Source organism: Taibaiella koreensis, assembly GCF_003545715.1.
Classification (GTDB): Bacteria; Bacteroidota; Bacteroidia; order Chitinophagales; family Chitinophagaceae; genus Taibaiella; species Taibaiella koreensis.
On sequence record NZ_QVNU01000002.1, the window covers coordinates 593,998 to 619,485 of the forward strand.

A 25,488-nucleotide genomic window follows, 5' to 3' on the forward strand; every position below is an offset into this window, starting at 1 on the left:
TCAGGGTGACCATTCGTTATAAAGTGAGCTATTACAGAACCGGCTGGAGGAAGGGATCGGGGTAATGCTCCTGCGCTCTTTGCGTACGCAATGCGCGCAGCTCGTGTACCGCGCTGCCTTCGGGCGCCAGATGCGCGCCATAGCAACCGGTATCATATTTGTTGTTGCCGGGCTGGTAAGCGCCTTTAAGCAGACCGTTGATCAATGTTTTACAGAAAGCCAGTTGATAGTCATCGCCGATGTGTACCTTTTCCCGGTAGTACTGCTGTACTTCATGCCGCCGCCAAAAGAGAAAGAGCGCGAGCCCCAGGTCGCATCGCCTATGCGTGATTACCGTCAGCGGTATCTCGAAGCCCTCGTTCCAGTCGTAACCATGCATCAGCTTCATGAGGGCAATATCACTTTTCAACTGCCGCACGGCAGCAATCTTTTTCCGGAGATCAGTTTCACGGTCTGTCGCATCCATATCTGTAACACTCATTTATGGACACAAAATTACGCTCCCGGAACGACGCTATGCATCCCGGTATTCCGGTAAAATGTGTGGGGACAGGATTTCCGGGTTGCCTAGCGGTTATTCATTTTGCGGCACTGTTCGGCGCAGTCGGCGCAGGCTTTAGCACATTCGCGACAGTGCTCATGATCGTGCTTGCCGCATTCCGCCGCACAGGCATCGCAGATGTCGGCACAAATGATGCATAACCTGGTCGCATGGCTGCTGCCCAGGCTCATGAGCTGTGCAGCAGCGGTACAGATAGCCGCGCATTCCATATCCAATTGGATGCAACCGGCCATCATCGCTATATCTTTCTCACGGGTGCAGGCCGAAGCACAGTGATGGCACAACGTGGCGCAACGCAGGCAGGCCTCTATACAATCCTGGTATTGGTGGTATCCGTTCATAAGGAAAGGCTTTATAAAGCAACAAGCCGCTCCCTTAATGGTTCAGCGGCTTGCATGGATATACCCCTCAAAAATCCAGGTTTATCGTTAGTGCTTTTGATACAAGGCATCTGTATATTTGGTCCGATACAATTTGTAAGCACATGAACACTTTCCTTCTTCGCCTGGCGGTTGCCATTATTCTCCTGGCCCATAGCATACCCGGTATGATCGATGGCGGCGTTTACGGATTTGGCCGCGGATACCTGGACCAGGCGGGCTTTGCGCCCCTGGGACTGTTGCTGGCCTGGGCCATCAAGCTATCGCATGTTGCCTGTGCTATTTGCCTGCTATGGGGCAAGTGGATCAAGCCTGCGGCTTTCATTACCATCGCCATACTGATTGCCGGCATCATTATGGTCCATGGCCGCGAAGGATGGTTTGTAGTAGGTGGTGGCAGGAACGGTTCGGAATTCAACTTCCTGCTGATCGTTGTGCTTATTGTGATTATGTATCCCAAAGGCTGGCAGCGCCGCCGGAACTAGCCGTTTTCTTTTGCCGAAGGCTTTACCGTAACCAGTGCAGCAAGGTCGATAGCCCTTTGCTTTATGGCCTCCACATCGGCTCCGGGACCGTCGTAGGCGAGCACTACACCCATCCTGCGGTAGGGCCGGGTAACCGGCTTACCGAAAAGACGAATATCGGCTTTGGGCTGTCGTAATACCGCCTCTACCCCTGTAAACTCGGGCCGGATACCTTCTTCCTGCGCCAGGATCACGGCGCTGGCGCCGTTGCGCTCATGGCTGATCTCGGCTATAGGCAGGCCCAGCACAGCGCGGGCATGCAGCTCAAACTCCGTCAGGTTCTGTGTACCGGCCAGCGTGACCATACCCGTATCATGCGGCCTGGGCGAAAGCTCGGAAAAATAAACGCCATCTTCTGTAAGGAAAAACTCCACGCCCCAAATACCCGCGCCGCCGAGCGCCTGCGTGATCCTGGCGGCCATATCCTGCGCGGCGGCAAGATCTGCCAGGCTGGTCCATGCCGGCTGCCAGCTTTCCTGGTAATCGCCGCGCTCCTGCCGGTGCCCGATAGGCAGGCAGAACAAAGTAGGGCCCTCCTGCTGGGTGACGGTAAGCAAGGTGATCTCTGAATGGAACGACACAAACGCTTCCACGATCACCTCGACCTGGTCGCCGCGTTTACCGCTTTGTGCATAGGCCCAGGCCTTATCGATATCGGCTTCGGTGCGGATCACCGACTGGCCCTTGCCCGAAGAAGACATGAGCGGTTTTACCACGCAGGGCATGCCTACTGCTTTTACCGCTTCGCGCAAGACTTCCGCGCTGCCGGCATAGCGATAATCGGCCGTGCGCAGACCCAGCTCTTTGGCAGCCAGGTCCCGGATCGCTTTCCGGTTCATGGTAAAGTTGGCGGCCTTTGCGCTGGGCACCACTTGTATGCCCTGCTGCTCATAGTCGTAAAAGCGCTCGGTACGGATGGCTTCGATCTCGGGTACAATAATATCGGGTCGGTGTTTGGCAACAATACGGTCGAGCTCGGCGCCGTCCAGCATATTGATCACTTCCCGTTCGTCGGCCACTTGCTGTGCAGGCGCGTCGTTGTAGGAATCTACGGCAATAATGTGCTGGCCCAGTCGCTGGGCGGCAATGACAAATTCTTTTCCCAGCTCACCTGAGCCGAGCAGCATGATCTTTTTGGACATAATTATTCTGGAAAAGAGGGCAAAGCTAAGGCATCTTGCGTTTCGATTGCAGCCCGGCTGCTTTCCCTTTAAAATTGTTATCAAAGCAGCAGCAGGGTCGTTTTTTTGTTTTCGTTTATTTTTTATTGGCAATTCTTTAAACTTTCGGGCCTGGCTGCGGTCCAACCAGGGTAAACTTGCCGGAATGAACGAATTGTATCCTCTTGCCAGAACTTATAACAGAATCGCAAAAAAGATCATGAAAATCCTGCAGCCTTACGAAAAGCATCTCCTGGTGCTGGTAAAGCAGGATGATTCACTATGCTTGTATACCCCGGACAGCCCGGGAAAGGAGAGCGCACTGTTTGCCGCTGTACAGATCATGAGCGCGGGCGTTTCCTTTACCGTGTACAACCCGGGACAGCAATACAATGTATTCGATTGCCTGCCGGAGCGCATACGTTCTTTTTACCGCGGCGACAACCGATTCCTGCTTACGCGCATCAGTCCGGGCCTCGTAGCCGAGATCAGCGATTTGTTGCTGGCGTTGTTTGGTATGCACAGTATCGGGAAATACTTTCACCAGTACGAGCTGCGCAAAACCAGTCCAGGACTGTTAGCAAATAGTTTTTAATGAAGTGCCCCGTATAAACAAAAAGAAGAGAGACCGGCCCCTGAGGCCGGTTTTTTGCCGTTATTGGGGCTTTGCAGGGGCAATTTGATGCTCGGCACACGTTGCCCGGTTAGCAGAACGTTATTCTTGGCCTGTACCCGCTTTTTCTGGCATTGTTTTTGTATCTTTAAGTATAAACCATTTATTCACCTTTTAAAGTTTATTGTGATGCAGGAGATACAAGTTATTGCATTAAAAAGGAGGTTCCGGGCGGCCATTGTCGGTATTGCCAGCGGCCTGGTGCTTATGGGTATCATCGGCCTCTGTGTTTACCAGTGCTTCGGATCATAAAGGAACAGCCGGGATTTTTCCCCCTTGCGCCTTTCCCTCCGGAATGTTATATACAGGTCGTAGCTTGAAATAGCGCGGCCTGTTTTCTTTTATAGCAAAAAAGTTTTTATTTCCCATTCCGATGGCCCATCAACCACAAGAAAGCGGTATAGCCGGCGATCATTGGTGGCACGATTATGCCGATCGCTTTCATCGTATGGAAGTCCCCGCCCGCACGGCTGTATTGCGGGAAGGGGAAATACCCACCAGGATGTTCCTGGTCGAAAAAGGATGCATGCGCGCTTCGCTCAATCAGGAGGGAAAGGATATCACCTTCCAGTTTTTTTTCGAAGGCGATACTGTAGCCTCTATAGAAAGCTTTAAAAAAGGGAGACCGAGCCCGGGCGCGATCGAAACCATAGAGCCCTGCGTGCTCCGGTACCTTTATAAGACGGAGTGGGAAAAGATGGTCGCGGAGATCAGCGAGGTGCCTGTATTAAGAACACGTCTCATGGATGCGCTATTTGAACGCACCTTTTTTTATATGGAACATTTCTGCTCCTTTATCCGGGATACCCCGCTGCAACGGTACCAAAACCTATTACAGGACAGGCCCTATATCGTACAAAGAGTACCGCAGCATTATATCGCTTCTTACCTGGGCATCAGCCCCGTGCACCTCAGCCGCATCAAAGGCCGGCTGGCCAGGGAAAGAAAGCCCTGAGCAGCGCTACACCACCTTCTTACTATTATTTCGTAACAAATGTTATTGTATCGCTGCCGGCCGGGATCTAGCTTTGCCTTGAAAAGCAATACCTATGAAAGCAGCAGTAAGCTACCCCGGCAACGGCGATATCCATTATGCAGATGTTCCCAACCCGGAAGCGCAGCAGGATAATGAGCTTTTGCTCAGCATGCGAGCAGCCGCGATCAAGCACCTCGACCGCTCCAGGGCGAGCGGCAGCCACTACTCAATAGCAGCCGGTGCAGCAGAAGCCCGCATTGCCGGCAACGATGGCGTGGGCTTACTGGAAGATGGCACAAGGATCTACGGCGTGAGCAGCAAAGGCATGATGGCCGAGCTGGCTGTGGTAGAAAAAGCGCTGACCGTCGCCTTGCCGCCGGGTATCGACGACAGCAGGGCGGCAGCCTTGCCCAATGGCGTAATGGGATCGGCGATGGCACTTCGTTTCCGGGCCCGGCTGCAGCCGGGCGAAACCGTGCTGATCAACGGCGCCACCGGATTTACCGGGCATATCGCCGTACAGGTGGCCCGACACTACGGCGCCGGAAAGATCATCGTTACCGGGCGCAACGAAAGCGCCCTGCAGCGACTCTTATCCCTGGGCGCCATAGACGCCATCTCATTGCTGCAGGACGAAGCTGCGCTGGCGGCGCAGCTCAGGCGCATTCATGAGGCCAACCCGGTCGACGTGGTACTCGATTACCTGTGGGGCAGCAGCGCCGCGCTTATCCTTTCGTCTCTTATGGGTAAAAGCATGTTTACACACCAAACGCGCTTCGTATCCATAGGTGCGCTATCGGGCGATATACTACCGCTGTCATCAGAATGGCTGCGGAGCACCGACCTGCAGCTATCAGGCTCGGGACTGGGCAGCTGGAGCAGGGCAGAGGTGGAGCAGCTTTTTGGGGATATCCTGCCGGAAATGTTCCGGCTGGCTGCAGAAGGCAAGCTGGAGGTACCCGTGGAAACCATTGCCCTAAGCGAGATCGCGCAGCTATGGGACCGGGACCTGCCCGGCGGAAAGCGGCTGGTGGTGACGATATAAATTAAATGACTATCCGCATATAAGGAAACCAGCTCAAAAATAGAAACAATGAAAAAGTGCTTCTTTGGCTAATGATTAAAATGTCGATTTATGATAACATGACCGGCAATGCTGCATTAAAGTTGAGCTCTGTTTTTAAGTCGGGGTGCGCAGGCCACAAAAAACAGCGGAGCATTGTTTTTTTGCTGCCTTTTTTGCTTCTTTTTTGGCGGAGCAACTTTTCTCGTGAGCACCATAACAAACAATAAACATAGATGCGAATAAAAAAGAAGAAGATATGATACCAAATAAAGAGACGGATAAGCAAAGCGTGCTAGCTGGTATTTTGGCCCCTACCATGCCGGTCTGCATTTCCTCGCTGCTCCGGTCACAGGCTTGATATTCTGGGAACGCTTCCTCTCTATCCTAAACTTTATAACCCGATCTCCTCCGTAATGAAGGCTTTGACCCCGGGCCCGCCGGTAATGGTCAGCCAGAGCGCGTCGCCTTCAAACGACAGACTGAAATCGAAAAAGTCGCAGCATAGGCGCTCGGTTTTGATAAAAGCAGTAAGCTCGTCGATTGTATTGTCCGTAGCGGCAAACAAATAGGCAAAGCCCTCAGGTAGCTCTTTACGCTGCGTGATCTTCTTCTTCAGACTGGCAATGACGCTTGCTTTTCTTTTCTGAAGCTCAGGTGTTGTCAACCGGCAGGCCATTGTCCCTTTCCAATGGCTTTTCTCAGGCGCCATTTTCGTTGCTGCTGCCGGCTGTTGGCTATTATCTGCCGGCCGGCAGCAGGCTCCGGTACAGGCTGTTTCCTTTTTCCCGCTCTGGCCCAAAGCAATGGCGGAGCAACCCAGAAAGAAACCCATAGAGATCCATTTTCGATATATCATTTCTTTTTGTGTTCAAAGCTAAACCCTGGAGTATAGTCCATGGTGTATCTTTGATCCTAAACTTTTTTCTTATGCTGATCGGGGAACTGTCGAAACGAAGCGGCTTAACCAAGGATACGATACGCTTTTATGAGAAACAGGGTTATATAAAGGTGGGTTGGCGGGAGCGCCGCGTCAACAACTACAAGGAATATTCCGAAGCGGTGCTGCGCCGGTTGCTTTTGTTCCGGAAAATAAAGGCATACGGCTTCAGCCTTAATGAAGCGGCAGAACTGATCGCCCTGATCGATGCCGGGGCGGCCTTATGCGATACTGTGGCGCAGGTTGCCCATGAGCGAATAGAAGCGATAGAAGAAAAGATCCGGGAGCTGACCAGCCTAAAAGCGCTGCTGCAATCGGGTATCAGCAGTTGCCCCAGACGCACGGATCATTGCTCGTTGTTTGACCTTTGACGAAAACCAAAGATTCCCGCGTTGTTACATGTTCTATTGCAATATGTTCAAAGTAACTGACGGTCAGTAAAAACAACTGTGGGTTGTTGCCATACAACCAGAAGTAGCGTCCAAACAACTAAGGGTAGCGGTGCTTTTTCAGGCAGGGAGCAGGCAGGACAATACCTTCGTTCTGTCGCAAAAAAAGACAATATTATGGAAGCTAAGATCATTGGTAACAAAATCGGGCAAGCACGGAAAGAGAAAAACATGTCTCAGGCGCAGCTTGCCGAACTGCTGTTCATCAGCCCGCAGGCAGTGGGCAAATGGGAACGCGGAGAGTCGGTCCCCGACATTATTACGTTTAGCCGGCTTGCGGAGATACTGGGTGTTGACCTCAATTATTTTTCAAACACCTTGCACCCGGCAGCTATCGGCGTCGCTCACGACAAGGGAGCGGCCGAAGGGCTACCGGCCATACAGGAGAAAAAACTAAGCTGGGATATGTCTCGCGGGAATTGGATAGGCGCCGACTTCTCCGGTCTGAAGAACCTGCATGAAAAGTTCAGCTCATCCAATATGCTGCGTTGCCGCTTTGTGGGATCGGATATGTCGGGGCTTCTGCTCAAACGGAATAATGTGGATAGCTGCGATTTCTCTGGCTCCGATTTCAATGGCAGCCGCATTCTGGGTTCCTACTTATCCAAGAATATATTTAAAGATTGCTCCCTGAGGGAAGCCGCATTTTCCGAAAGCTATGCCAGCGGCTGCGACTTCTCCGGCGCCGATCTTACCGGCATGACGGTCAAGTCTGGCGGCATTGAGAAAAGCAATATGCTGGATGCCATATTGCATCATACCTCCTTCGACGCGGTGCAGTTTGCCGACATCATTTTTGAAGGCACAGTGGCCGATTGTTCTTTTGAGCAATGCACCTTTACAAGGGTTACCTTCCGGAACACAACATTGATCAACACATTCTTCAAATGCAGGAGCCTGAAGCGGATCCGGTTGATTGACTGCCGGGCAGATCGTATGACATACGAGTTTCTGAAAAACGGGAAGGCAGACCTGAGTGGCGTCACCTTGCTGAGCAGCTAAAGTGGCCATAAGATGCTGCGCAAAGCGACAGTTATTTTAAACAAGCTTATTTTTGACCGATGTCCTTAAAAACCAAAGTAGCATTATTGGGCTTTGTTTGCCTATCTGCAGGCGGGCTATGGTTTTATGATCAGGGTCACAAGGACAACGCGTTGATCGGATATACCTCAATCGGGCTTGTGTATCTGGGATGGATACTGTTTTTGGGAGCACTATTTGGTGCAAGATTGATAGCAAGGAAAAAAGTAAAATTTGCAAAGCATAAAGGCCTTTGGTTAAAAGACAAAATGATCAAACTGTTGCTCTATTCGGCTTTTGCCATGGCATAATTGGTACAATGACGGTATCAAGTGAACTAAGCGCTTACAGAGTAGCTAAAATATTGAAGACTGAGCCAACCGAAAATACAATAGGGATAATCACTGCAATAGAAAGCAGGAATACAAGAGGGGGATCAAAATTGTGGGCCATTATTGAATACCGGACAAGGACCGGGACGGTGACGCAAGCTATCTATAATCCCAATAACCGGTATTTAATAGGACAAAAGTATGGGGTGCGCTATGCTGTTGATTACCCCGAAATGTTTGTGCTGACAAGAGACGCCAAATAATACTGACCATAAACGGAGAGAGGCCGCCCCTTTTATTTTGGGTAACGGCCTCTCTTATATTTATCCGATCAGTCTAGTTACGGATTTCAAGCTTTTGGGTTTCGGTTCCTTTTGCAGTCTGTATCGCTACAAAGTAAAGGCCATTTGTGCAATGGGAGAGATCGATGGCCAGCATACCGGAAGCGCCGATGACGAAGCGCTGTACCAGCTTGCCGCTAAGATCCCGGATGGTGACCTGGCCTTCGCCGCCGGCGATGATGTTTACCGTACCCGTTGCCGGATTGGGATAAAGCACTGTTTTGGTAGCTCCGGAGCCGGCGATCTGCCGTATGGGAGAGAAAGAATACCTGCCGTCTTTGTCGATCTGCTTAATGCGATAAAAGAGGTTGCCTTCAGGCACATTTTTATCGACAAAGCGGTATTTCAGGTCACTGAAGCTGTTCCCGTTTGCGGCAAGCGACTGTAGGCTGCCGATCACATCGAAAGTCTTGCCGTCAACACTGCGCAATATCTCAAACGCCTTATTGTTAGTCTCTGTAGCCGTGATCCAGTCCAGGTTTACGTCGGTATGCTGTGGTGTTGCCGTGAAAGACTTGAAATCAACGGGCAGGATGCCACCGGCATATTCATACACGATAGATACACTCACCCCAAGTTGTGTGGATATCTGCGACAGCAGGTTGCCGCCACCGGTAAGCGTGACCGTTCCCTGCGAATTTATGGGAAAGCTTACCGAACCGGAACCGCGGAAGGCATTGAGCTGTGAGGCCAGGGTAATGGTGCGGGGGGTACCAACAACCGAAGCGAATTCATTGCTCCAGGTATGACCGGAGTTCCCGTTGTAATCGGTAGTACCATCGTAAGCCGCCAGGCTGGTATTGGTATGCAGAATAGAATTGGTGACATTGATCGCCGTGCCTACAGGCGGTGTAATGGCAACCTGGATACCCGCGCTGGGGCTGGTGCTTACCGCATTATCAGAAGTGTTCTCCACCCCGAAATAGGGATGCCATTCTGTGCTGTTGATATAAATAGTGGCTTTAGTGAGCACACCGATAGCAGAATCGGATTTTGGCAATAGCAGCGCCTCGTTCCAGTCGGTGAGGGTAAACGGCTTCGACGATGCATAGGTAATCGTATTCGCTTTTGCGGCAACACCCAGGTTGTAGCCCGTCAATGCATCAGGATCGGAAATGGTGAAAACCGCGGTTTGCGCGGTAGCCGGGTCAGCCGCGCTGTTCAGCAGATTGTCGCTGCCCGCACGCTGGTCTACGAGATCATAGCCCGCAACGGGATAGTCAAACTGCAGCACATAGTCGCCTGTACCGCGAAAATTGTTGAGCGTATAATTGCCAAGGCTGTCGCTTAAGGCGTTACCGACGGTAGCCCCGCTGATCGCATCGATAAGCGTTACCATGATCCCGCGCACGCCGGTTTCGGATCCGTCTTTGACATTATTCTGCGTTCCCTGCTCTTTCCATACAAAGCCTGTGATCGTGTTGTATGGCGCCTGGGCCATTGCTGATGAGCCCGCCAGCATGCCGGTGGAAAAAAGTAATCCGTGTAAAAATTTGCGATTCATAATACATTAAAGTTGGGTTTACCTTATTGGTTTTCGGCCGCAAAGCTAGAGCAGTCAAAGGCCCCATAATTGTTAAAGAAACCTAAATGCCCAGCGAATGGTCTTGAAATAGCGAGGCATTTATATTCAATTTATATATTCTATATTATTTCATATTATTCTGACAAACTTATTACAAAGGTTTTATAAGAAGTCATTTTTCATCTATTAAAACAACAGATATTAAAATTATATACTTTTCAAAACATTATGTTCGGTTACTTCAATAGTTTGATAGAGGTAGTTCTATATTAATGCGATAAATGAGCCATACATGACAAATGAATACAAATGGTGAGCGAGTCTCTATTCGGCGCCCGACTATAATAAGCTGTTTTCAGGAAAAGGAATTGACAGACTGTTTTGCAACAAATACCAATGGTGCATCCAATGTCGTTTAGTTAAGAAACAAGGTATCCATAGCATTTTAAAATTTCGTCCCGTGAGGGCAATCTCCTGAGCTAAGGGAATAGGCTTCTTTTAACCTATACAAATACCCTTTCTCAACAGGAAGAGATCCTTCAATCGCAAGCTGCGCAAGCGATTCAGGATGACAATAGCGAGTTGACAGTTATGGTAGCCCGAACCATAAACATCCCACAGTTCATGCTGGGATCTGCGGGCGCCACCGAAGCATCTCAATACCTTTGAACAATTGAAGACACTGATCCGAAAGGTGCAGACGATCAAGGTCGGTTGTTGGCTACCGGCATGTCCCTTTAGCGGGAGAGATGATTCTAAGGAAGCAATGGCGCCAGATCTTTGCGCCCTTTGCGTCGCTCGGCGATCTCAGCGGTTAACGACGTGCCTTTTTCCATTTCGAAGCCATTTACCTCTTAGTAAGCATGACATTTAAAATTGACTTTAAGATGCCAGGCGTCGTTGACCCTGAACATGGATCGTTGCGTCTTATGAAAGGCTTACCTGCAAGGATTTTGGGAGCACCAGGCTGCCCCATCAATGATGCCGATGGCGGGAAGGATCAACCTTATGTTTAGAAAATGTAAGAGAAATTAAATGATCCCTGGTAGACAATATCGCTTATGACCGATAATGTTGCTATTTTTATAGCCCTATAAAATAACCATGAAAAAAATCGGCTTTATCATTGTTTTACTTGCTGCCGGACTAACGGTAAGGGGACAGCAATTTAAATCTAAACTATCGGCCGATCAACGCAGGCAGGAAGTTATCCTTCTTCAAAAGTCATTGGTCAGCTTGCACCCTGGCTTATACCGTTATCATACACCCGGAGAAATCGATAATTACTTTAATGAATTGCAACAAAAGGTATCCGGAGCAATAACAGACCAGGCGTACTTTATTTTGCTGTCTCAATTGGCGACGAAAATAAAATGCGGACATACCTATCTGAATCCCTGGAATCAAAAAAGGGACGTGATCAACGATTATTTTTCTACATCGTACATCCCGTTTTTATACCGGGTAGTCGATAAGAAATTTATCATTACGCATAACCTGTCTGAGCATCCCGGGGTTCGGGAAGGAGATGAAATGATCAGTATTAATGGTATTGCCGTACAAGCGATCTTTGATAGCCTGTGGACGGTAAGCCGTTCCGATGGCAATAATGGGCAGGGAAAGAAGTCGGACAATATGAATATTGTCCCTATAGATATTGACACGGGCAATTATGCGATGTTCGACATCTTCTTCCCCCTCTTTTTCCCTCAGAATTTTGATGCAGCCTCTTATCGTATAGAGATAAGATCGGCCAAAGGTAAGCGTGGCATCATAACGGCCAGGTCGCTGTCGAAGAAGGAGCGGGAGCAAGTTTACGTTTCAAGATTTGGGAAGATCCCGATGCACGAGGAAAACTGGGCATTCAGATTACTGAATCCTGAAACAGCCTATTTCAGGATAGGCGATTTTGAAACATGGGACTGGAAAACGGATTACAAAGGGTACCTTGACAGTGTATTTAAAGTACTCACGCGCGACCATACACCCAACCTGGTCATAGATATCAGAGGCAATGAAGGAGGCGACGATGAGGCCCGGGATGAGCTGTTGTCCTATATAATCGATAAGCCATTTGGTTGCGAAAACCCGACCAGGAGGCTGTATCGGTTCCTGAGTATACCAGACACTTTAATGCCTTATTTAAGAACATGGGAAAAAGAAGCGAAGCAACCTAAAAAGGCAACGGAATATACGAAGACAGCAGAGGGTTTTTATGAAAAGAATGAAGCCATACAGAAACCCTGCAGACCTGTTGATCCCAAACCAGGTGTATTTAAAGGGAAAGTGTTTTTAATAGTCAATTCAAACAATAGTTCCACAACCTTTACACTCGCAGATATCGTTCAGGTAAACCGCAGGGGAAAAATTATCGGGGAGCAGACCGGCGGAACAAAACAAGGCCTGAACGGCGGTAAGTTTTTACTTCTAAACCTGCCCTATTCGAAAATCGAAATGGATATCCCCATAATCTGGCAGGCGCCTACAACCGCAAGGCAGGACGAAGGTATTGTACCGGATTATGTTGTTCCTGAAACACAAAAAGACATCGCCCGGCGCCATGACGCGCAGCTTTCATTTATCCTCAATTTAATTTCAAAACAAAAGACGCAGCATAAGTAGCCTGGAAAAACATACCTCTGTATGGATGCCTGCGGCTTCAAATACGAAACCCATTACGCTGTAACGCAACGATATCTAAAAAATCGGCAAACTGAACTAAAACAACAAAACCCGCTCTGAGAGCGGGTTTTGTTATACTTATAGAACCAATGTATGAATGTTCGAACTTTTTGGTGGAAGATTTGGATGAAATTCAGTGCTTTATTGAATAACAAGCTTAAGGATTTAAATTACTAGTGTTGTCTAGGATTACGGCTGATAGAATGGAGCCAATCAAGTGCTTGTCCTATTAATGCGGGTCCTTTATCAGCAATAAATCCTGCTATCTTTGATTTCGCATTTTTCCAAACTTCATTGGTTATTTCTTTAAAAAGCTTAACACCTTTTGTTTTGATTTTTCCCAAAAGCTTTGCTACGGCATTTAGAATCTGTCGCTTAGTCATGTTGGGAATGTTCTCAGCAAATGCTTCTGATACATTTGAGATTTCTTGCAACTCCATGTTGGACCCATAATCAGGCTCCTGTTGTATGCGCTCACTAATAGCCAGCAAGTATTCGTGCAATACTTCCTGAACGTCATCGCTATACGGTTGCGTATCAAAAGTTTCATCTTCTATAATTTCAAAATCAGAAAAGATTTCCTGTGCATAGTGTTCAGAAAAGTCTTTCGTTTCAGAAAATGATACCAAATTGAACTTTCTAATTAGATTAATCCAATTATTAAAGTAAGTAGATAAACCTTCTATCGGCATATCTCCGGTATGTGTTGTTAGGCTTCCACTTGAATAAGGACGTACGGAAACATTGTAGATAAGTTTAGGGCTAGTAGATGAAAATTTTCTAATGAGGAAGGAAAAATCAGTAGTCTTCTCTTTATCTCTAATCGCAAGAAGAATATCATTTATTTCAATTGGCTCAATTATATCTGCATTATTAACTATCTCATTTCGTAGCCAATTCAAGGTATCCTGCCATTCGATAGCGGCATTTAGCGGTAGGTGCTTGGGGTTCATTTTTTCAAATAAAAATAAGAAATTACGGAATGAAAATCTACAACCTATTTTATAAACATTAAAAAAAGCACCAATGAGCATGATTATGGAGGAATACGAACGAAGAAGCAATATGGGACTTAATAGGATTCCAAATAAGTTTCTATGTTCTCAGCATATTAAAGATGACTCTATAAGGAAATTTATAGATCGTAAGTCAATGTTGGGATATTGCGATTATTGCGAACGAGATAAAAAAGTGATAACGCTTGAAGACGTATTATTCTATATTATGGATGGAGTCAAATTTCTTTATACAGAGCCTGTTGAATTTATGGCGTATGATGGTAGTGAGGGAGGTTATCAAGGTACTACTTACTATATTGATGATGTATTATTTGATCATCTAGAGTTGGAAATTGACGATAACCAATTGTTTCGTGATATTGAAGGAAGCTTGGACTATACAAAGTTATGGGCAGACGAAACGATGTATTATGATAGCAAAGCGGATATTATGATGTATGAATGGGACTATTTCAAAAAAGTTGTTAAGCACAGAGCACGTTATTTGTTTGCTAGCTCTACTAAATTGGAATCAGAAGAATATCGCGTTAATCCCTTTCAGATTTTGGAGAATATTGGTAGAATGTGTCGAACCTATAAGTTAGTACATCCTTTGGACAAAGGAACAAAATTCTATAGATGTAGACAACATGATACTGCGACCATCATCTCAAGTGTAGAGCAGATATGTGCACCTCCGCAGCAGTATGTGTTAAGCCCTAATAGGATGAGTCCTGCTGGAATTTCTATGTTTTATGGCGCATTTAATGAGGCAACTGCCTTCAAAGAAACATTAGATTTGTCTAATACTCTGCAACCAAAATATACCTCAGCAGTGTTTGCAACCAAACGTGACCTAAAAGTGATTGATCTTTCTTTGTTGCCGAAAATACCAAGTCCTTTTGAACAACGTAAACGTAAAGATTATTACCCACTTATATTTTTAAGCGATTTTGTAAGAGATTTAAGTGCTCCTATTGAACGTGACGGTAGAGTTCATATCGAGTATGTACCTACTCAGATTATTACGGAATATTTTCGCTATACCTTTTCTGAATATAAGAATGGTGAGAACAAAATTGATGGTATCATTTATCCCTCAGCAAGGAATAAAGGGGAAAAAGCCTGCGTCTTGTTTTTGGACCATGAAGAAAGTATTGAAGAGTTAGAATTTGATCCGGCATTACTGAAAAGAGGTAATGTCAAAAAAGTTGTTCTATAACTTGGATTCGAACCAAACCACTCTGTAAATCAACAATATCTAAAAATCATCAAATAGCCCTAAACAAATGAAAACCCGCTCCTAGAGCGGGTTTTCATTTTCTTGTAGAACCAATGTATGAATGTTCGAACCAGTTTGCTCTCGATTTGATTGAAATCATGTGTATTATGGAGGAAAATGATCAAAAAAATTATTTAATGGTTAAGGATTAATTAGGATTATGAGTACATTAGCCTCTCAACTTATGTAACTTATAAACATAACTAACACAATAGAAAATGCAATTACATGCAGAGTTAAAATTTTTAAAGGCAGAACTTATTAGATTAAATTTCGAAGAATACCTAAGTTCTAAAGAGTTTAGACTATTAACTCTCGAAATAGATTTTGATAATCTCTTCAATAAAGCATTGAGTCAGTTTGGCAGTTTTTCTCCTGAGCGGCACATCGACGCTTTTTTAATGATACTAAACAATCTTCTGCAGCGTTGGATTAATGCTATCCCAGAAAGCGGAGAGAGCAAGACGCTCTATAAACACTTTGTTTTTCTACTTGAGACAATTATTGCAGGTTATTTTTCTTCTAAAAGACAATCTGTAGATCTCACGCCAATAATAAAATGCCTAGATCGGATCACGATGATAGAAAAGAGAGATGTGACGAGAATCAAGAAGAAGCTTACAGATGTAGAGAATGATAAAAGGACTGAACAGGAGAGGCTAATTACTGGCACAAAAGCTATGATGAAAGAGAAAAAAGGTAGTTCTGAAATGGAGCAAATTGACTATGCGATTATAACTGCCCTTGAAGAAGAGGAGATGGAAAAGATACTTCCTTTTATAAATAAGATTACCGAAATTGAGGGAGCTAGAAATTTGATAGAAATAGGAACGCTGGGTGATGATCCCAAGAAAAAGGTAGTTTACGCTTCTCAGCATAATACAGGAATGGTTGATGCTTCTATTTTAGCATCAGAATTAATTTTGACTTTTAAGCCAAGATATTTAATTATGGTTGGGGTTTTGGGGGGGAAGCCAGAAGATACTAATGTCGGAGACGTAATTGTCGCTACAAAAGTATTTGAGATTGATAGAGGCAAAATATCAGATACTGGCTTTAAGAAAGAGACATCAGTTGCCAATATAACGAACAAAGAGATTAAAAAAATTAGTAGAGCAAAAAAGCAAATTGAATCTCATTTGAATAGTATTGATCAAACAAGAGTTTCTGAAGTTCGGCTTCATTTCGGTCCTATAGCTTGTGTAAATCAAGTAATCGATTTGCAGGATTTTTTCAGCGAAAAAGTTACTTCAATTGATCGCAAGGCGGTGGCACTAGAAATGGAAAGCTTTGCTGTTGTACGTGCCTGTGAGCTTTTGAACGAAGGTAAAACCACACCAATAATAATAAAATCTGTTATGGATAATACTACAAATAAAAATGATAACGCTAAACCCTATGCCGCGTGGACAAGTGCAAAGACTCTTGAATTTCTTTTAAAGAGTAACATAATTTAGTGTATTGCCTCTTTCTTTTTAGAAATCCTAACTGGATTCGAACCAAACCACTCTGTAAATCAACAATATCTAAAAATCATCAAAATGCTCTAAAACAACAAAACCCGCTCTCAGAGCGGGTTTTCACTTACTTGTAGAACAACCTGGATTCGAACCAAGACTAGCAGAGTCAGAGTCTGATGTGCTACCGTTACACTATTGTTCTAAAGGCTGGTTCAATTTCGGAGTGCAAATATAGTGGCATTTTTACAAAAGCGGGGAATTTTTTTGCTCCGTCAGCACCTTTTCCTTTTGTTCCTGCGGTACGGCCAGGGTAAGCGTGGTACCGTTGCTGCCCGACTGGATATTCAGCTTGGCTTTGATGAGCTCGGCACGCTGATACATACTCTGCAGACCCAAACCGCTCGAGGCATCGGTCCCGGGCGTGTGGGAAAAACCTTTGCCGTTATCGGTAATAATGATCTTGAACAGTTTTTCGCTGCAGGTAATGCCGATATGCAGGTGCGTGGCCTCAGAGTGCTTAATGGTATTCTGGATGGCTTCCTGCGCTATACGGATCACCATCAGCTCCTTCTCGCCCGATAGCTGGTCGTGATAGCCTGTTGCTTCCAGGTTGCAAACGATACCCTTGGAGGCATTGATCCATTTCACCTCCCGGTTCATAAATTCCAGCAGACCTTTATTTTTGAGGTAATCGGTATTGAGCGAATGGCTGATATTGCGGGTATCGACGATAAGGTTGTCGAGCATGCTGCCGGCCTGCTCCAGCAGCGGCATTTGCTCGGGTACGGCTTGTTTGCCTATCATTCTCAGGGTCATGCGGGTAAGACTGAGCATCTGGCTGATATTGTCGTGGATCTCTACGGAAATAAGGCTCATCGTACGGTCCCGTTCTTTTACCTGGGCCTGCAGCAGTTCGTTGGCCTGCCGGTTCTGCTTGTTCTTCTGCACGATGAGCGTAATGATCAGGAAGAACGCAAACACCACCATCAGCAAGGTGACAGTGACGAAAAAGGGCACCAGGCTGTCATCATTCATCGATACTTTTCATTTTGGGATATAAAAGAAATATGAGACCGAAGGCGAGATAAGTGAGCGTATTGATCAGGACAAGACTGATATTCAGTATCGGTAGCTTTTCCGTAATTCCTTTCCTGAAATAATCGTACAGGCCCCAGCAGGAAAGCGTTCCGCACCAGTTGAAGACAAAAATGCAGGGGATCCAGAAATGTACCCGTTCGTGCAGTCTTATACTGGTATTGGTCAGCAATAAGCGATAAAAGGAATACAGCGACATACACACAACGCCTATGCATTCCAGGAAAATATACAGCGTATTGAGGGTATTCAAGGGTTGGTACCAAATGGAATTGGCAACCCCGATAAGAATAACGATCGCCCCAATAATATAGCCTACACGATGCTTGGTGAATACATCGACACTGTAGTTGAAATACAAGCTGATAAGCCCAAACTCTACAAGCCGGTTTATGGCATAAACCGGCATATTGTTATGATATCTGACTGAGGCATATCGCGCCACCAGTTCGGCCAAAAAGCCCGTCCATACCAGGATACAGATAAAGCGGGATGCCTTATCCACTCTTTTAAAACGGAAAGGCAGTAAAACGGCAAGACAAAATATCAGGCCAAAGTATAGCGGTAAGAGGATCTTGAACAGGACGTTGACAGAACTCATTTCGCCGTTTAATGAAGAAGCATATCGGAAGCGGTACCATTAGACGGACATATCGAAGGGCAGGGAACCGAATTGTCCATAACCTTGTTACCAGGAGCAAAAATATAATTGCTCTGGGCATCGTAGCCTGCCATAATAACGGTTAGTCCTCCCGATTTGTAGCCGCAATTGACGCCGGAATTGCCTTCATTAATGTATTTAAGATTGTGCGCCAGCATGATCTTTACTTTCTTGATCGCCGGGTCCGACAGGTATTCCCTGATGGCATCGGCGTCCATAATGAACGACTGCACATTGCTATTGTTATCGGCATCGGCATTGATGCTGAACAGGTAGCTCCCCAGCATTTTATTGGCAGAGTCGATAGAGATGAAGTTGGGGTTAGAGCCACCACCGCCGGGCGCGCCGGCGCCAGCAGCATTGGCAGCGGCAGCAGAAGAAGGATTGGCAGATACTCCCTGGGCCTGTCCCCTGAGGGAAAAAGCACAACAACATAAAAGGAACAGGAAGCTTTTAAGGGATAAATGTTTCATTGGACTATTATTGTAAACGGTTAAAAAATAGGTTCATTCCTGCTAATGGCGTATCGGCAGCGCCATGGTATCGATGGTAACCAGCCCCGATTTGATCGCAAAAACAGCCAGACCCACCCTGCTGTTTACACCCAGCTTACGGAAAAGGCTGTCGCGATAGCCCTCCACACTTTTCTGGGTCGTTTTCATCAGGGAAGCGATCTGGAAATAGGTAAGGTCGCTGATGCAATGCTTCATGAACTGCAACTCGCGTTCGGTGATGCGCGGCTCTTTCTTTTTGTCTTTGACTACTACGGCCATCTTTTCCACGAAAAAGTCGCTGTAGTACATGCCCTGTTCCTTTATGGCCACCAGCGCCCGCTTGATCTCTTCCGGATCGCAATCCTTGGAAAGGTAGCCATTGGCGCCGTAACGGATCATTTTGCACACGTAAAGCTCATCCATAAAGGTAGTGAGCACCAGTATCTTTATATTCTCCCAGCGCTCTTTAAGCATCTGAACGGTTTCAAAACCATTCATCACCGGCATATTGATATCGAGCACAGCCACATCGGGCTTGGTTTCCAGGGTCTCGATCGCATCGATCAGCTCTTTTCCGTTAGCTGCCTGAACCACTACTTCTATACCGCCAAGACCCGTCAGGAATGCTGCCACGGTTTTGCGAACGGTAGTATGGTCGTCGGCGAAGGCCACCAGGATCTTCCTGTCATCGGCGTTTTCTTTCTGTATCATCTGGAAAATATGTTAGCTTGGTTGAGAATGTAAAAATAGACTGTTTCCGGCTAACTTTTTACAGACAAAAACCTGTAAGAAATCGGGAGGTTAGCCACTGCTGCTCAGGGGGCAAATGCGCTGCACCGGAAACGTTCTGGGGAGCGAAAATGCTGCAAACAGGTCCAGGGATCTATTGGGGAATGTGGCTGCAAAATGCAGGTAACCTTTCTTCCCGCCGATCGTCTAAAAAAAGAAAGCGGAGATCATGAAAAAGATACATGCTGCTCACCAGGGCCGCCAGCGATAAGCGGGAGCGGCCTTTATCCAGGAAAACGCCGTATTCACTGATCCCCCGTCCCTCTGTCTGGTTGCGGCAGCTTATAAAAACAGGTTCCGGCTTTGTTTGGGCTACAACGCAAATAGCCAGGAATAACGGGAAGGCACTACTCAGGGAAATGACCGGTTCATGCTGAAAAGTTAATTTTAAAGTTTTTTACCTGAAAAAACACCAGGTAAAAACCTTTTCTTTATCTTTACGCAGTCGATTTCGCATTAAAATTTAACCGCATATCATTCCTTTTTTCCCGGAATACTTTTTTCTGCGATAAGCTACACGTTCAGTTGCTAAAGTACACATTATGTCTATTGATCATTTTGAAAACGTGCCTTAGCTTTGCATTCAGAATACAAGAGGAACGAAAACGGTTTCTAAGCCGCAAAAAGTTCCCATCAAATAGGTGCCATAGTTTTGGTGTTTGGTTTATAAGCTACCTTTCCAGGTAGCTTTTTTGTTTTTAAAACATTTAAAATCAAATATTTGCACCTTATTCAATTCTCTGATTTCGCAAAAAGGGCCTGAATAAATTACAGGTTTTTACCTGTAGTTTATGTGTTTTGCTTGTTCTACATTTGTTCTGGATACAAATTATAAGCAAAACCAAACGCCGAAACGAAGGAGCATTGTTACAATGCTCCTTTTTTCATTCCCCGATCTTATCTTTTTCTTTTCTGCCCGCTACGGTACAATAACGACAGCATTAACGGGGGTCAAGCATGAGCCGGCATGAACCGGCCAGGAGTAAGGTCGCAGAAATATGCTCCCGGAAAGACTTTAATATCAATAAGCGTAACACAACCTAAATAACATGCAAAAGGGCCTGCAGTATATATTGCAGGCCCTTTTGCATAAATTGAAGCGCTTAAATAACCGATAGGGAATGGCCGCTCGCCAGCAGGGCAATAATGATACCACCCACAATGATGCGGTAAATGCCAAATAGCTTGAACCCGTTCTTACTAAGGAAAGAGATGAAGGTCCGGATCGCGATCATGGCCACAATAAACGCGATGATGTTGCCGACAGCAAGCAGCTTGATCTGCTCCCCGGTAAAGGTGGCGCCTTCTGTTTTATAAAAATCATACATCTTCTTGGCGGTTGCGGCAAACATGGTGGGCACGGCCAGGAAAAAGGAGAACTCAGCTGCGGCTTTACGCGTCAGCTTTTGCGACATACCACCTATGATGGTTGCCGCCGAGCGCGATACGCCGGGTATCATGGCGATGCACTGGAACAGACCTATAATAAAGGCTGTGGGGTAGCCGATCCGGTCGGCGTTATCTTCCTTGGGCTTGTTGAACAGGCGGTCTACAAAAAGCAGCACGATACCACCCAGGACCAGCGAAATGCCCACGGTCATCGGGCTTTCCAGCAGCTCGTCGATCTTGTCGCTGAACAGCACGCCGAATACCGCCGCAGGGATAAAAGCCGTTACCAGCTTAAGATAGAAGCCTACGCTGCGGAAGAACCGCTTGAAATAGAGGACCAGCACCGAAAGGATAGCGCCGAACTGTATCGCAACCGTAAAGAGCTTTACAAATTCATCTTTCTGTATACCCATCACCGAGCTGCCGATGATCATGTGTCCGGTAGAAGAAATGGGAAGAAATTCGGTGATGCCTTCGATCACGGCGAGAATAATGGCTTGTATTAAAGTCATGAGGAAAAGCGGCCGGGGGATTTCTGACCGGGCGTAAAAATAAAAAGATTAGGGGATATTCAGGTATTTATGCGTCTGCAGCGAGAGCTGCCATTGCGGATGCCGCTGGATGTATTCTATGATCAGCGGCGTCATCGCCTCGCGTTTATCCCATTCGGGCTGCAGGTACAGCTTGCAGCCGGGCTTTACCTGTGCAGCAAACTCTTCGCCCCATTTAAAGTCCGATTTGTTGAAGACGATTACTTTCAGCTCATCGGCCAGCGGCAGGTTGCCCGGTAGCGGGGCCTTGAATTTCTTGGGCGATAGTGTTACCCAATCCCAGTCACCGGTAAGCGGACTGGAGCCCGATGTTTCGATATGGCTACGTAAACCCGCCGACTTCAATATTGTGGTAATAGGGACCAGGTCGTACATCGAAGGCTCGCCACCGGTGACCACCACGATCTTTCCCGGGTGTGCCCCGGCCAGCTCCACCATGGTCTCCGTGCTCATAAGCGGGTGTGCCGAAGCGTCCCAGCTTTCCTTTACATCGCACCATACACAGCCTACGTCGCAGCCACCCAGGCGAATGAAGTAGGCTGCCTGGCCCGAATAGCAGCCTTCGCCCTGTAGGGTATAGAAGTGCTCCATTACGGGATAGCTGACCACTGGTTCTGTTACTGTCTTCATCATAATCTCTATTTTTCTTTACTACCCATCCGCATATCGGAAACATTGAATGATGCTGCCTTTCCTTGCGGTTGCTGAGCCCGTCGAAGCATCGTGATATCGTTGCCCTTTCGACAGGCCCGAGGACCGGGATCAATCGGTTTCCTCTATGCCGGTGGTCACTTATCTTTTACCGCCAGCAGGGTATTGTTCATCAGTGCGCAAATAGTCATTTTACCTACGCCGCCGGGAACGGGTGTGATATAGCTGCATTTTTCGGCCACCTGGTCAAAGTCGACATCGCCCACCAGGCGGAAGCCGCTTTTTTTACTGCTGTCTTCTATACGGTTAATGCCCACGTCGATCACGATCGCGCCTTCCTTTACCATATCGGCGGTAACATAATTGGGGCGGCCTATGGCCGCTACTATGATATCGGCCTGCAGGCACAGCGCCTTCAGGTCCCGGGTCTTTGAATGGCACAGGGTAACGGTACAATTGCCCGGGTTGCTGTTCCGGCTCAGCAGCACGCTCATGGGCGTACCGACGATATTGCTGCGGCCGATCACCACGCAATGCTTGCCTGTTGTATCTATGTTGTAGTGTTCCAGCATCATCATGATGCCGTTGGGAGTGGCCGAGATAAAAGTAGGCAACCCCAGCACCATACGGCCCAGACTGATGGGATGAAACCCGTCAACATCTTTTTCCGGGCTGATGGCATTGATCACCTTCTCTTCCGCGATATGGCGGGGCAGGGGCAGCTGCACCAGGATGCCGTCGATCTCCGGATCGGCATTGAAAGCGGCAATATGTGCCAGTAGCTCAGGTTCGCTGGTTTCTTCACCCAGGCGCAACAGGGTGGATCCAAAGCCGATCTGCTCGCAGGTCTTTACTTTGGATGCGACATAGGTTTGACTGGCCGGGTCGCCACCGACAAGGATGGCGGCCAGATGCGGTGTTTTTTTGCCCTCTTGCTTACGTTGGCTCACTGTTTCGGCAATACCGGCAAGTATCGCCTCCGATACTTTTTTCCCGTCTAATAGTTGCATGCTGCAAAGGTAAAAAATAAAACCTCGCCGACCAGAGGCCGGCGAGGTCAGGGTAGAAAAATAAGCTTATGATCCGAATTTGAAGCCCAGGGTAAGCGCTATCAGGTTATTGCCATACTTAAGATCGGCAAGGGGCACCGGTATCTTCCGTATATTCAGATCCGCATTATCCTGCATCAGCAGGGGATAGCCGTATTCCGATTGCTTTTGCATAATGCGGACATAGGCCAGGTCGACAAAAAAGCCACCAAAGCGGGCGCCTACGCCGGCAGAAAAGTCCATCCGCTGACCATCGAAAATATCCGACTGCCGGAAGGGACTGCTGTAATAGGCAAAGCCCAGGCGACCCATAAAGTTGCTCAGCTTGCCCTCAACACCCACGCGGAAATTGTGGGTACCCCTATAAGTGTCTTTGATGGTTTGGTTCAGGGCATTTTCATAATCGTTGAAGCTGTTTTCCCTGAAGTTGTAACGCATGGCATTGTAGGCGGCGTATTCATAATCGGCCGTAATAAACCCATACTTGCCCATAAGCGCGGTGGCGCTCAGCACCGCACGCCAGGGTGTGCGCAGCGAATAATCGAACTGGTATTGCGAAGCCGGCTGCTTACGGCTCACCGGATCGGTATCGCTTCCGCCGAGCGAGGCCTTATAGCCTTCTGTATTGGTGGTGATATCGTAATCGCTCAGATCGGTAAAGGCGATCCAGGTGGGCGTGTGAAATGCGGCGCCCACACGTATAACATCGTTGATCACATAAATAGCGCCCAGCTTGGCATTGAAGCCGATGCCTGTAGTGGTCAGCAGTTCGTTATAGCTCAGGAAGTCGAAATCATTGTTGGGATTACCGGTGGCATCCTTTTCGGTGTAATTGGTATTGCGGTCATATTTATAGGAAGTGAGTGCCACCGAAGCGCCGAGCAGCAGCTTTTCCATATAGTTGCCGCCAAGGCTCAGGTTCCATTCGTTGATGCCGCCTTTCGAGTTCCAGGATTTGGATTGGTTTACCGAACCGCCCTTGCTGATGATATTGTTATACGGAATGGATTCGTGATTGGCGTCGAGCACATAGCCTTCGTAGCCCAGGAAGCCAAAGGGCGGCGCCAGCTGATCGGATACGCCGTTGTATTTGGCATCTGCCGCAAATTCTTCGGTAATCGAGCTCAGGCTGTTGTTGCCGGCATAGTAGCCGTTGGCGGTAAAGTCAGCGATACGGTTGAAGCCGAGACCCACCGAAAACGACTTCCAGCCACTGCTTTCGTATTCGCGGCCTTTTGCCGCCTTGGTGAATACTACACCGAAATTGCTGAGGTTAAGCCGGGTGCGGTCGTCGTTGTTGGCGCTGCCCAGGTAGGTACCCTTAATGTTGTTGAGCCGCAGCACCGGGGTAATCATGATTTCGGAGCTACGGTATTGGCCAATACCTGCAGGGTTGATGCTAAGGGACGAAAAGTCGGCGCCATAGGACCCTCCCGCGCCGCCAAGACTAAGTGCCCGGGCGGTACCGGCGCCGGTTACCTGCCCATAGCGAAGGGCATCCAATTCGTTCTGTGCCACTGCCATCGCGGGAAGGAGTATTCCCGCGGCTAATATCAGGTTGAAATATCTGTTCATGTCAAAAGGCTGATTAGTCGATGCTTAGACAAAGGTACGCGGCATAATGTTTAATTCCCCCAAGGGAATATTTTCAGGATGTTAATTAGGAATTCCTGTGGCATATTTAGCGGCACAAAGGACGGATTCCGACGCCCGGGCTACGTATATTTAATTACCGGCAAACCTGTTGCTGCGGCATTTAGATTTGTTCTGTAAAACATATTCTTCCTCCGCTAAAATCTTACTTATGAACCGTTCTATCCTGCACTGCTCCGGCCTTATTCCGGTCCTGCTGCTCTTGTTCCTGTCCTCTTGCGGCAACAAATCCATGGATCTGGCCCGGGAACTTTCCTCCAGCTATACGCACGATGGTAAGACCATCACTGCCGAGGGCAGACTGGCTACCGATCTTATGATCTGGGGCACCGGCCAGACACTCGATATGAACCTGGAAATGCAGGCTGCCCTGGACAACAGCAAACGGGAGCGGATCACCGATATCGTATTGCCCTATGGTACCGGCAAAAACAGTGTAAAGATCGATGTACCCGACACAGCCCGACATTTCGAAGCCAAAGACGTATTGATCTACGACAAGAACGGTGAAAAAATCACGACAAGCGATAAGGTACGTATAACCGGAACGGTAACGTATACAGCTAAAGGACCTAAGAAAAAATCCAATGATCATGTGATGATCACGGTGCCCAAACCCAGGAAAGAGGAAGGCGACGGTAACGATTATAGCTATAAGATCAGCAATGTGACTATCGAGAAGCTGTAGCTTGCTTTTGTTCAGTCCCCTAACGAGACAAGCCACCCTAAAGGGTGGCTTGTCTCGTTAGGGGACAATGGAACACCAAATGACTTCGTGCCAATATGATA

General features: G+C 47.4%; 25 protein-coding genes and 1 tRNA gene. 11 read left to right on the forward strand and 15 right to left on the reverse strand.

The features are described from left to right. Nucleotides 1-31: 31 nt before the first annotated feature. Nucleotides 32-481: a DUF4274 domain-containing protein gene (locus tag DZK30_RS09660; RefSeq protein WP_118973921.1), complete on the reverse strand. Its 450-nt coding sequence runs from the start codon at nt 479-481 to the stop codon at nt 32-34. Between the two features lie 86 nt (nt 482-567). After that, nucleotides 568-903 carry a four-helix bundle copper-binding protein gene (locus DZK30_RS09665; protein ID WP_118973922.1) on the reverse strand — a complete coding sequence of 112 codons (336 nt, stop codon included), beginning with the start codon at nt 901-903 and terminating at the stop codon, nt 568-570. Nucleotides 904-1,046: 143 nt separating this feature from the next. Here DZK30_RS09665 and DZK30_RS09670 point away from each other — a divergent pair, with 143 nt between their 5' ends. Further along, a complete protein-coding gene (locus DZK30_RS09670) occupies nt 1,047-1,427 on the forward strand; it encodes a DoxX family protein (RefSeq protein WP_118973923.1) in 381 nt (126 codons plus the stop codon). On the opposite strand, the gene purT is transcribed toward DZK30_RS09670, so the two are convergent. Next, nucleotides 1,424-2,608 carry a formate-dependent phosphoribosylglycinamide formyltransferase gene (gene purT / locus DZK30_RS09675; RefSeq protein ID WP_118973924.1) on the reverse strand — a complete coding sequence of 395 codons (1,185 nt, stop codon included), beginning with the start codon at nt 2,606-2,608 and terminating at the stop codon, nt 1,424-1,426. The two genes, DZK30_RS09670 and purT, sit on opposite strands and share 4 nt — an antisense overlap. A 238-nt stretch (nt 2,609-2,846) precedes the next feature. Between purT and DZK30_RS25795 the strand changes: the two genes are divergently transcribed. The 3 genes from DZK30_RS25795 (at nt 2,847) to DZK30_RS09695 (ending at nt 5,320) form a co-directional block, all read left to right on the forward strand. Next, entirely contained in the window at nt 2,847-3,221 is a 375-nt protein-coding gene (locus DZK30_RS25795; protein WP_162902994.1) for a hypothetical protein, read from the forward strand. A gap of 451 nt (nt 3,222-3,672) precedes the next feature. After that, the gene (locus DZK30_RS09690) at nt 3,673-4,254 is read left to right on the forward strand and encodes a Crp/Fnr family transcriptional regulator (protein WP_118973927.1); all 582 of its coding nucleotides are present in this window, start codon (nt 3,673-3,675) and stop codon (nt 4,252-4,254) included. 94 nt (nt 4,255-4,348) lie between these two features. After that, nucleotides 4,349-5,320: a quinone oxidoreductase family protein gene (locus DZK30_RS09695; protein WP_118973928.1), complete on the forward strand. Its 972-nt coding sequence runs from the start codon at nt 4,349-4,351 to the stop codon at nt 5,318-5,320. A 412-nt stretch (nt 5,321-5,732) separates the two neighbouring features. Here the strand turns inward: DZK30_RS09695 and DZK30_RS09700 are convergent, their stop codons facing one another. After that, nucleotides 5,733-6,173 (reverse strand): hypothetical protein, encoded by a 441-nt coding sequence (locus tag DZK30_RS09700; RefSeq protein ID WP_162902995.1) that lies wholly within the window; start codon nt 6,171-6,173, stop codon nt 5,733-5,735. 95 nt (nt 6,174-6,268) lie between these two features. On the opposite strand from DZK30_RS09700, the gene DZK30_RS09705 reads away from it, so the two are divergent. The 3 genes from DZK30_RS09705 to DZK30_RS09715 all read left to right on the forward strand — a co-directional run bounded on the left by DZK30_RS09705 (nt 6,269) and on the right by DZK30_RS09715 (nt 8,058). Then, nucleotides 6,269-6,649 (forward strand): MerR family transcriptional regulator, encoded by a 381-nt coding sequence (locus tag DZK30_RS09705; protein ID WP_118973930.1) that lies wholly within the window; start codon nt 6,269-6,271, stop codon nt 6,647-6,649. Nucleotides 6,650-6,844: 195 nt separating this feature from the next. Then, the gene (locus tag DZK30_RS09710; RefSeq protein WP_118973931.1) at nt 6,845-7,729 is read left to right on the forward strand and encodes a helix-turn-helix domain-containing protein; all 885 of its coding nucleotides are present in this window, start codon (nt 6,845-6,847) and stop codon (nt 7,727-7,729) included. A gap of 59 nt (nt 7,730-7,788) precedes the next feature. Then, complete coding sequence (locus tag DZK30_RS09715) at nt 7,789-8,058, forward strand: hypothetical protein (protein WP_118973932.1); 270 nt, start codon at nt 7,789-7,791, stop codon at nt 8,056-8,058. Between the two features lie 357 nt (nt 8,059-8,415). Here the strand turns inward: DZK30_RS09715 and DZK30_RS09725 are convergent, their stop codons facing one another. Continuing rightward, nucleotides 8,416-9,924, reverse strand: a complete 1,509-nt coding sequence (locus DZK30_RS09725) for a choice-of-anchor E domain-containing protein (RefSeq protein WP_118973934.1) — start codon at nt 9,922-9,924, stop codon at nt 8,416-8,418. Nucleotides 9,925-11,049: 1,125 nt separating this feature from the next. On the opposite strand from DZK30_RS09725, the gene DZK30_RS09730 reads away from it, so the two are divergent. Next, complete coding sequence (locus tag DZK30_RS09730; RefSeq protein ID WP_118973935.1) at nt 11,050-12,567, forward strand: S41 family peptidase; 1,518 nt, start codon at nt 11,050-11,052, stop codon at nt 12,565-12,567. 233 nt (nt 12,568-12,800) lie between these two features. Here the strand turns inward: DZK30_RS09730 and DZK30_RS09735 are convergent, their stop codons facing one another. Beyond that, nucleotides 12,801-13,661: a hypothetical protein gene (locus DZK30_RS09735; RefSeq protein ID WP_118973936.1), complete on the reverse strand. Its 861-nt coding sequence runs from the start codon at nt 13,659-13,661 to the stop codon at nt 12,801-12,803. On the opposite strand from DZK30_RS09735, the gene DZK30_RS09740 reads away from it, so the two are divergent. Together DZK30_RS09740 and DZK30_RS09745 are read left to right on the forward strand one after the other, a co-directional pair. Beyond that, the gene (locus DZK30_RS09740) at nt 13,654-14,847 is read left to right on the forward strand and encodes a HEPN-associated N-terminal domain-containing protein (RefSeq protein WP_118973937.1); all 1,194 of its coding nucleotides are present in this window, start codon (nt 13,654-13,656) and stop codon (nt 14,845-14,847) included. The genes DZK30_RS09735 and DZK30_RS09740 overlap by 8 nt on opposite strands. Nucleotides 14,848-15,125: 278 nt before the next feature. Then, a complete protein-coding gene (locus tag DZK30_RS09745; protein WP_118973938.1) occupies nt 15,126-16,364 on the forward strand; it encodes a 5'-methylthioadenosine/S-adenosylhomocysteine nucleosidase family protein in 1,239 nt (412 codons plus the stop codon). Nucleotides 16,365-16,498: 134 nt separating this feature from the next. On the opposite strand, the gene DZK30_RS09750 is transcribed toward DZK30_RS09745, so the two are convergent. The 9 genes from DZK30_RS09750 to DZK30_RS09790 form a co-directional block, all read right to left on the reverse strand. Then, nucleotides 16,499-16,569, reverse strand: a tRNA-Gln gene (locus DZK30_RS09750). A gap of 41 nt (nt 16,570-16,610) precedes the next feature. Next, nucleotides 16,611-17,402, reverse strand: a complete 792-nt coding sequence (locus DZK30_RS09755; protein WP_118973939.1) for a sensor histidine kinase — start codon at nt 17,400-17,402, stop codon at nt 16,611-16,613. Continuing rightward, the gene (locus DZK30_RS09760; protein WP_118973940.1) at nt 17,395-18,063 is read right to left on the reverse strand and encodes a hypothetical protein; all 669 of its coding nucleotides are present in this window, start codon (nt 18,061-18,063) and stop codon (nt 17,395-17,397) included. Before DZK30_RS09760 ends, DZK30_RS09755 begins: the two co-directional genes overlap by 8 nt. A gap of 8 nt (nt 18,064-18,071) precedes the next feature. Beyond that, on the reverse strand, nt 18,072-18,596 hold the full coding sequence (locus DZK30_RS09765) for a hypothetical protein (protein WP_118973941.1): 525 nt from the start codon (nt 18,594-18,596) through the stop codon (nt 18,072-18,074). Between the two features lie 42 nt (nt 18,597-18,638). Continuing rightward, a complete protein-coding gene (locus tag DZK30_RS09770) occupies nt 18,639-19,328 on the reverse strand; it encodes a response regulator transcription factor (RefSeq protein WP_118973942.1) in 690 nt (229 codons plus the stop codon). Nucleotides 19,329-20,509: 1,181 nt separating this feature from the next. After that, nucleotides 20,510-21,307, reverse strand: a complete 798-nt coding sequence (locus DZK30_RS09775; RefSeq protein ID WP_118973943.1) for an undecaprenyl-diphosphate phosphatase — start codon at nt 21,305-21,307, stop codon at nt 20,510-20,512. Nucleotides 21,308-21,355: 48 nt separating this feature from the next. Further along, entirely contained in the window at nt 21,356-21,979 is a 624-nt protein-coding gene (locus DZK30_RS09780) for a 7-carboxy-7-deazaguanine synthase QueE (protein ID WP_240432894.1), read from the reverse strand. A 155-nt stretch (nt 21,980-22,134) separates the two neighbouring features. Beyond that, nucleotides 22,135-23,007 (reverse strand): bifunctional methylenetetrahydrofolate dehydrogenase/methenyltetrahydrofolate cyclohydrolase FolD, encoded by an 873-nt coding sequence (gene folD / locus DZK30_RS09785; protein ID WP_118973944.1) that lies wholly within the window; start codon nt 23,005-23,007, stop codon nt 22,135-22,137. Nucleotides 23,008-23,073: 66 nt separating this feature from the next. Beyond that, a complete protein-coding gene (locus DZK30_RS09790) occupies nt 23,074-24,621 on the reverse strand; it encodes an OmpP1/FadL family transporter (RefSeq protein ID WP_118973945.1) in 1,548 nt (515 codons plus the stop codon). Nucleotides 24,622-24,850: 229 nt separating this feature from the next. On the opposite strand from DZK30_RS09790, the gene DZK30_RS09795 reads away from it, so the two are divergent. Further along, on the forward strand, nt 24,851-25,387 hold the full coding sequence (locus DZK30_RS09795) for a hypothetical protein (protein WP_118973946.1): 537 nt from the start codon (nt 24,851-24,853) through the stop codon (nt 25,385-25,387). Nucleotides 25,388-25,488: the final 101 nt, after the last annotated feature.

Excerpts from the sequence above, each read along its gene's own strand:
- DZK30_RS09780 (WP_240432894.1), bottom strand. The coding sequence starts at position 21,979 with ATGATGAAGACAGTAACAGAACCAGTGGTCAGCTATCCCGTAATGGAG.
- DZK30_RS09725 (WP_118973934.1), bottom strand. The coding sequence starts at position 9,924 with ATGAATCGCAAATTTTTACACGGATTACTTTTTTCCACCGGCATGCTG.
- DZK30_RS09660 (WP_118973921.1), bottom strand. The coding sequence starts at position 481 with ATGAGTGTTACAGATATGGATGCGACAGACCGTGAAACTGATCTCCGG.
- DZK30_RS25795 (WP_162902994.1), top strand. The coding sequence starts at position 2,847 with ATGAAAATCCTGCAGCCTTACGAAAAGCATCTCCTGGTGCTGGTAAAG.
- DZK30_RS09670 (WP_118973923.1), top strand. The coding sequence starts at position 1,047 with ATGAACACTTTCCTTCTTCGCCTGGCGGTTGCCATTATTCTCCTGGCC.
- DZK30_RS09705 (WP_118973930.1), top strand. The coding sequence starts at position 6,269 with ATGCTGATCGGGGAACTGTCGAAACGAAGCGGCTTAACCAAGGATACG.
- DZK30_RS09770 (WP_118973942.1), bottom strand. The coding sequence starts at position 19,328 with ATGATACAGAAAGAAAACGCCGATGACAGGAAGATCCTGGTGGCCTTC.
- DZK30_RS09775 (WP_118973943.1), bottom strand. The coding sequence starts at position 21,307 with ATGACTTTAATACAAGCCATTATTCTCGCCGTGATCGAAGGCATCACC.
- DZK30_RS09710 (WP_118973931.1), top strand. The coding sequence starts at position 6,845 with ATGGAAGCTAAGATCATTGGTAACAAAATCGGGCAAGCACGGAAAGAG.
- DZK30_RS09765 (WP_118973941.1), bottom strand. The coding sequence starts at position 18,596 with ATGAAACATTTATCCCTTAAAAGCTTCCTGTTCCTTTTATGTTGTTGT.
- DZK30_RS09790 (WP_118973945.1), bottom strand. The coding sequence starts at position 24,621 with ATGAACAGATATTTCAACCTGATATTAGCCGCGGGAATACTCCTTCCC.
- DZK30_RS09715 (WP_118973932.1), top strand. The coding sequence starts at position 7,789 with ATGTCCTTAAAAACCAAAGTAGCATTATTGGGCTTTGTTTGCCTATCT.
- DZK30_RS09760 (WP_118973940.1), bottom strand. The coding sequence starts at position 18,063 with ATGAGTTCTGTCAACGTCCTGTTCAAGATCCTCTTACCGCTATACTTT.
- DZK30_RS09795 (WP_118973946.1), top strand. The coding sequence starts at position 24,851 with ATGAACCGTTCTATCCTGCACTGCTCCGGCCTTATTCCGGTCCTGCTG.
- DZK30_RS09695 (WP_118973928.1), top strand. The coding sequence starts at position 4,349 with ATGAAAGCAGCAGTAAGCTACCCCGGCAACGGCGATATCCATTATGCA.
- DZK30_RS09690 (WP_118973927.1), top strand. The coding sequence starts at position 3,673 with ATGGCCCATCAACCACAAGAAAGCGGTATAGCCGGCGATCATTGGTGG.
- DZK30_RS09740 (WP_118973937.1), top strand. The coding sequence starts at position 13,654 with ATGAGCATGATTATGGAGGAATACGAACGAAGAAGCAATATGGGACTT.
- DZK30_RS09665 (WP_118973922.1), bottom strand. The coding sequence starts at position 903 with ATGAACGGATACCACCAATACCAGGATTGTATAGAGGCCTGCCTGCGT.
- folD (WP_118973944.1), bottom strand. The coding sequence starts at position 23,007 with ATGCAACTATTAGACGGGAAAAAAGTATCGGAGGCGATACTTGCCGGT.
- DZK30_RS09745 (WP_118973938.1), top strand. The coding sequence starts at position 15,126 with ATGCAATTACATGCAGAGTTAAAATTTTTAAAGGCAGAACTTATTAGA.
- purT (WP_118973924.1), bottom strand. The coding sequence starts at position 2,608 with ATGTCCAAAAAGATCATGCTGCTCGGCTCAGGTGAGCTGGGAAAAGAA.
- DZK30_RS09730 (WP_118973935.1), top strand. The coding sequence starts at position 11,050 with ATGAAAAAAATCGGCTTTATCATTGTTTTACTTGCTGCCGGACTAACG.
- DZK30_RS09700 (WP_162902995.1), bottom strand. The coding sequence starts at position 6,173 with ATGGGTTTCTTTCTGGGTTGCTCCGCCATTGCTTTGGGCCAGAGCGGG.
- DZK30_RS09755 (WP_118973939.1), bottom strand. The coding sequence starts at position 17,402 with ATGAATGATGACAGCCTGGTGCCCTTTTTCGTCACTGTCACCTTGCTG.
- DZK30_RS09735 (WP_118973936.1), bottom strand. The coding sequence starts at position 13,661 with ATGCTCATTGGTGCTTTTTTTAATGTTTATAAAATAGGTTGTAGATTT.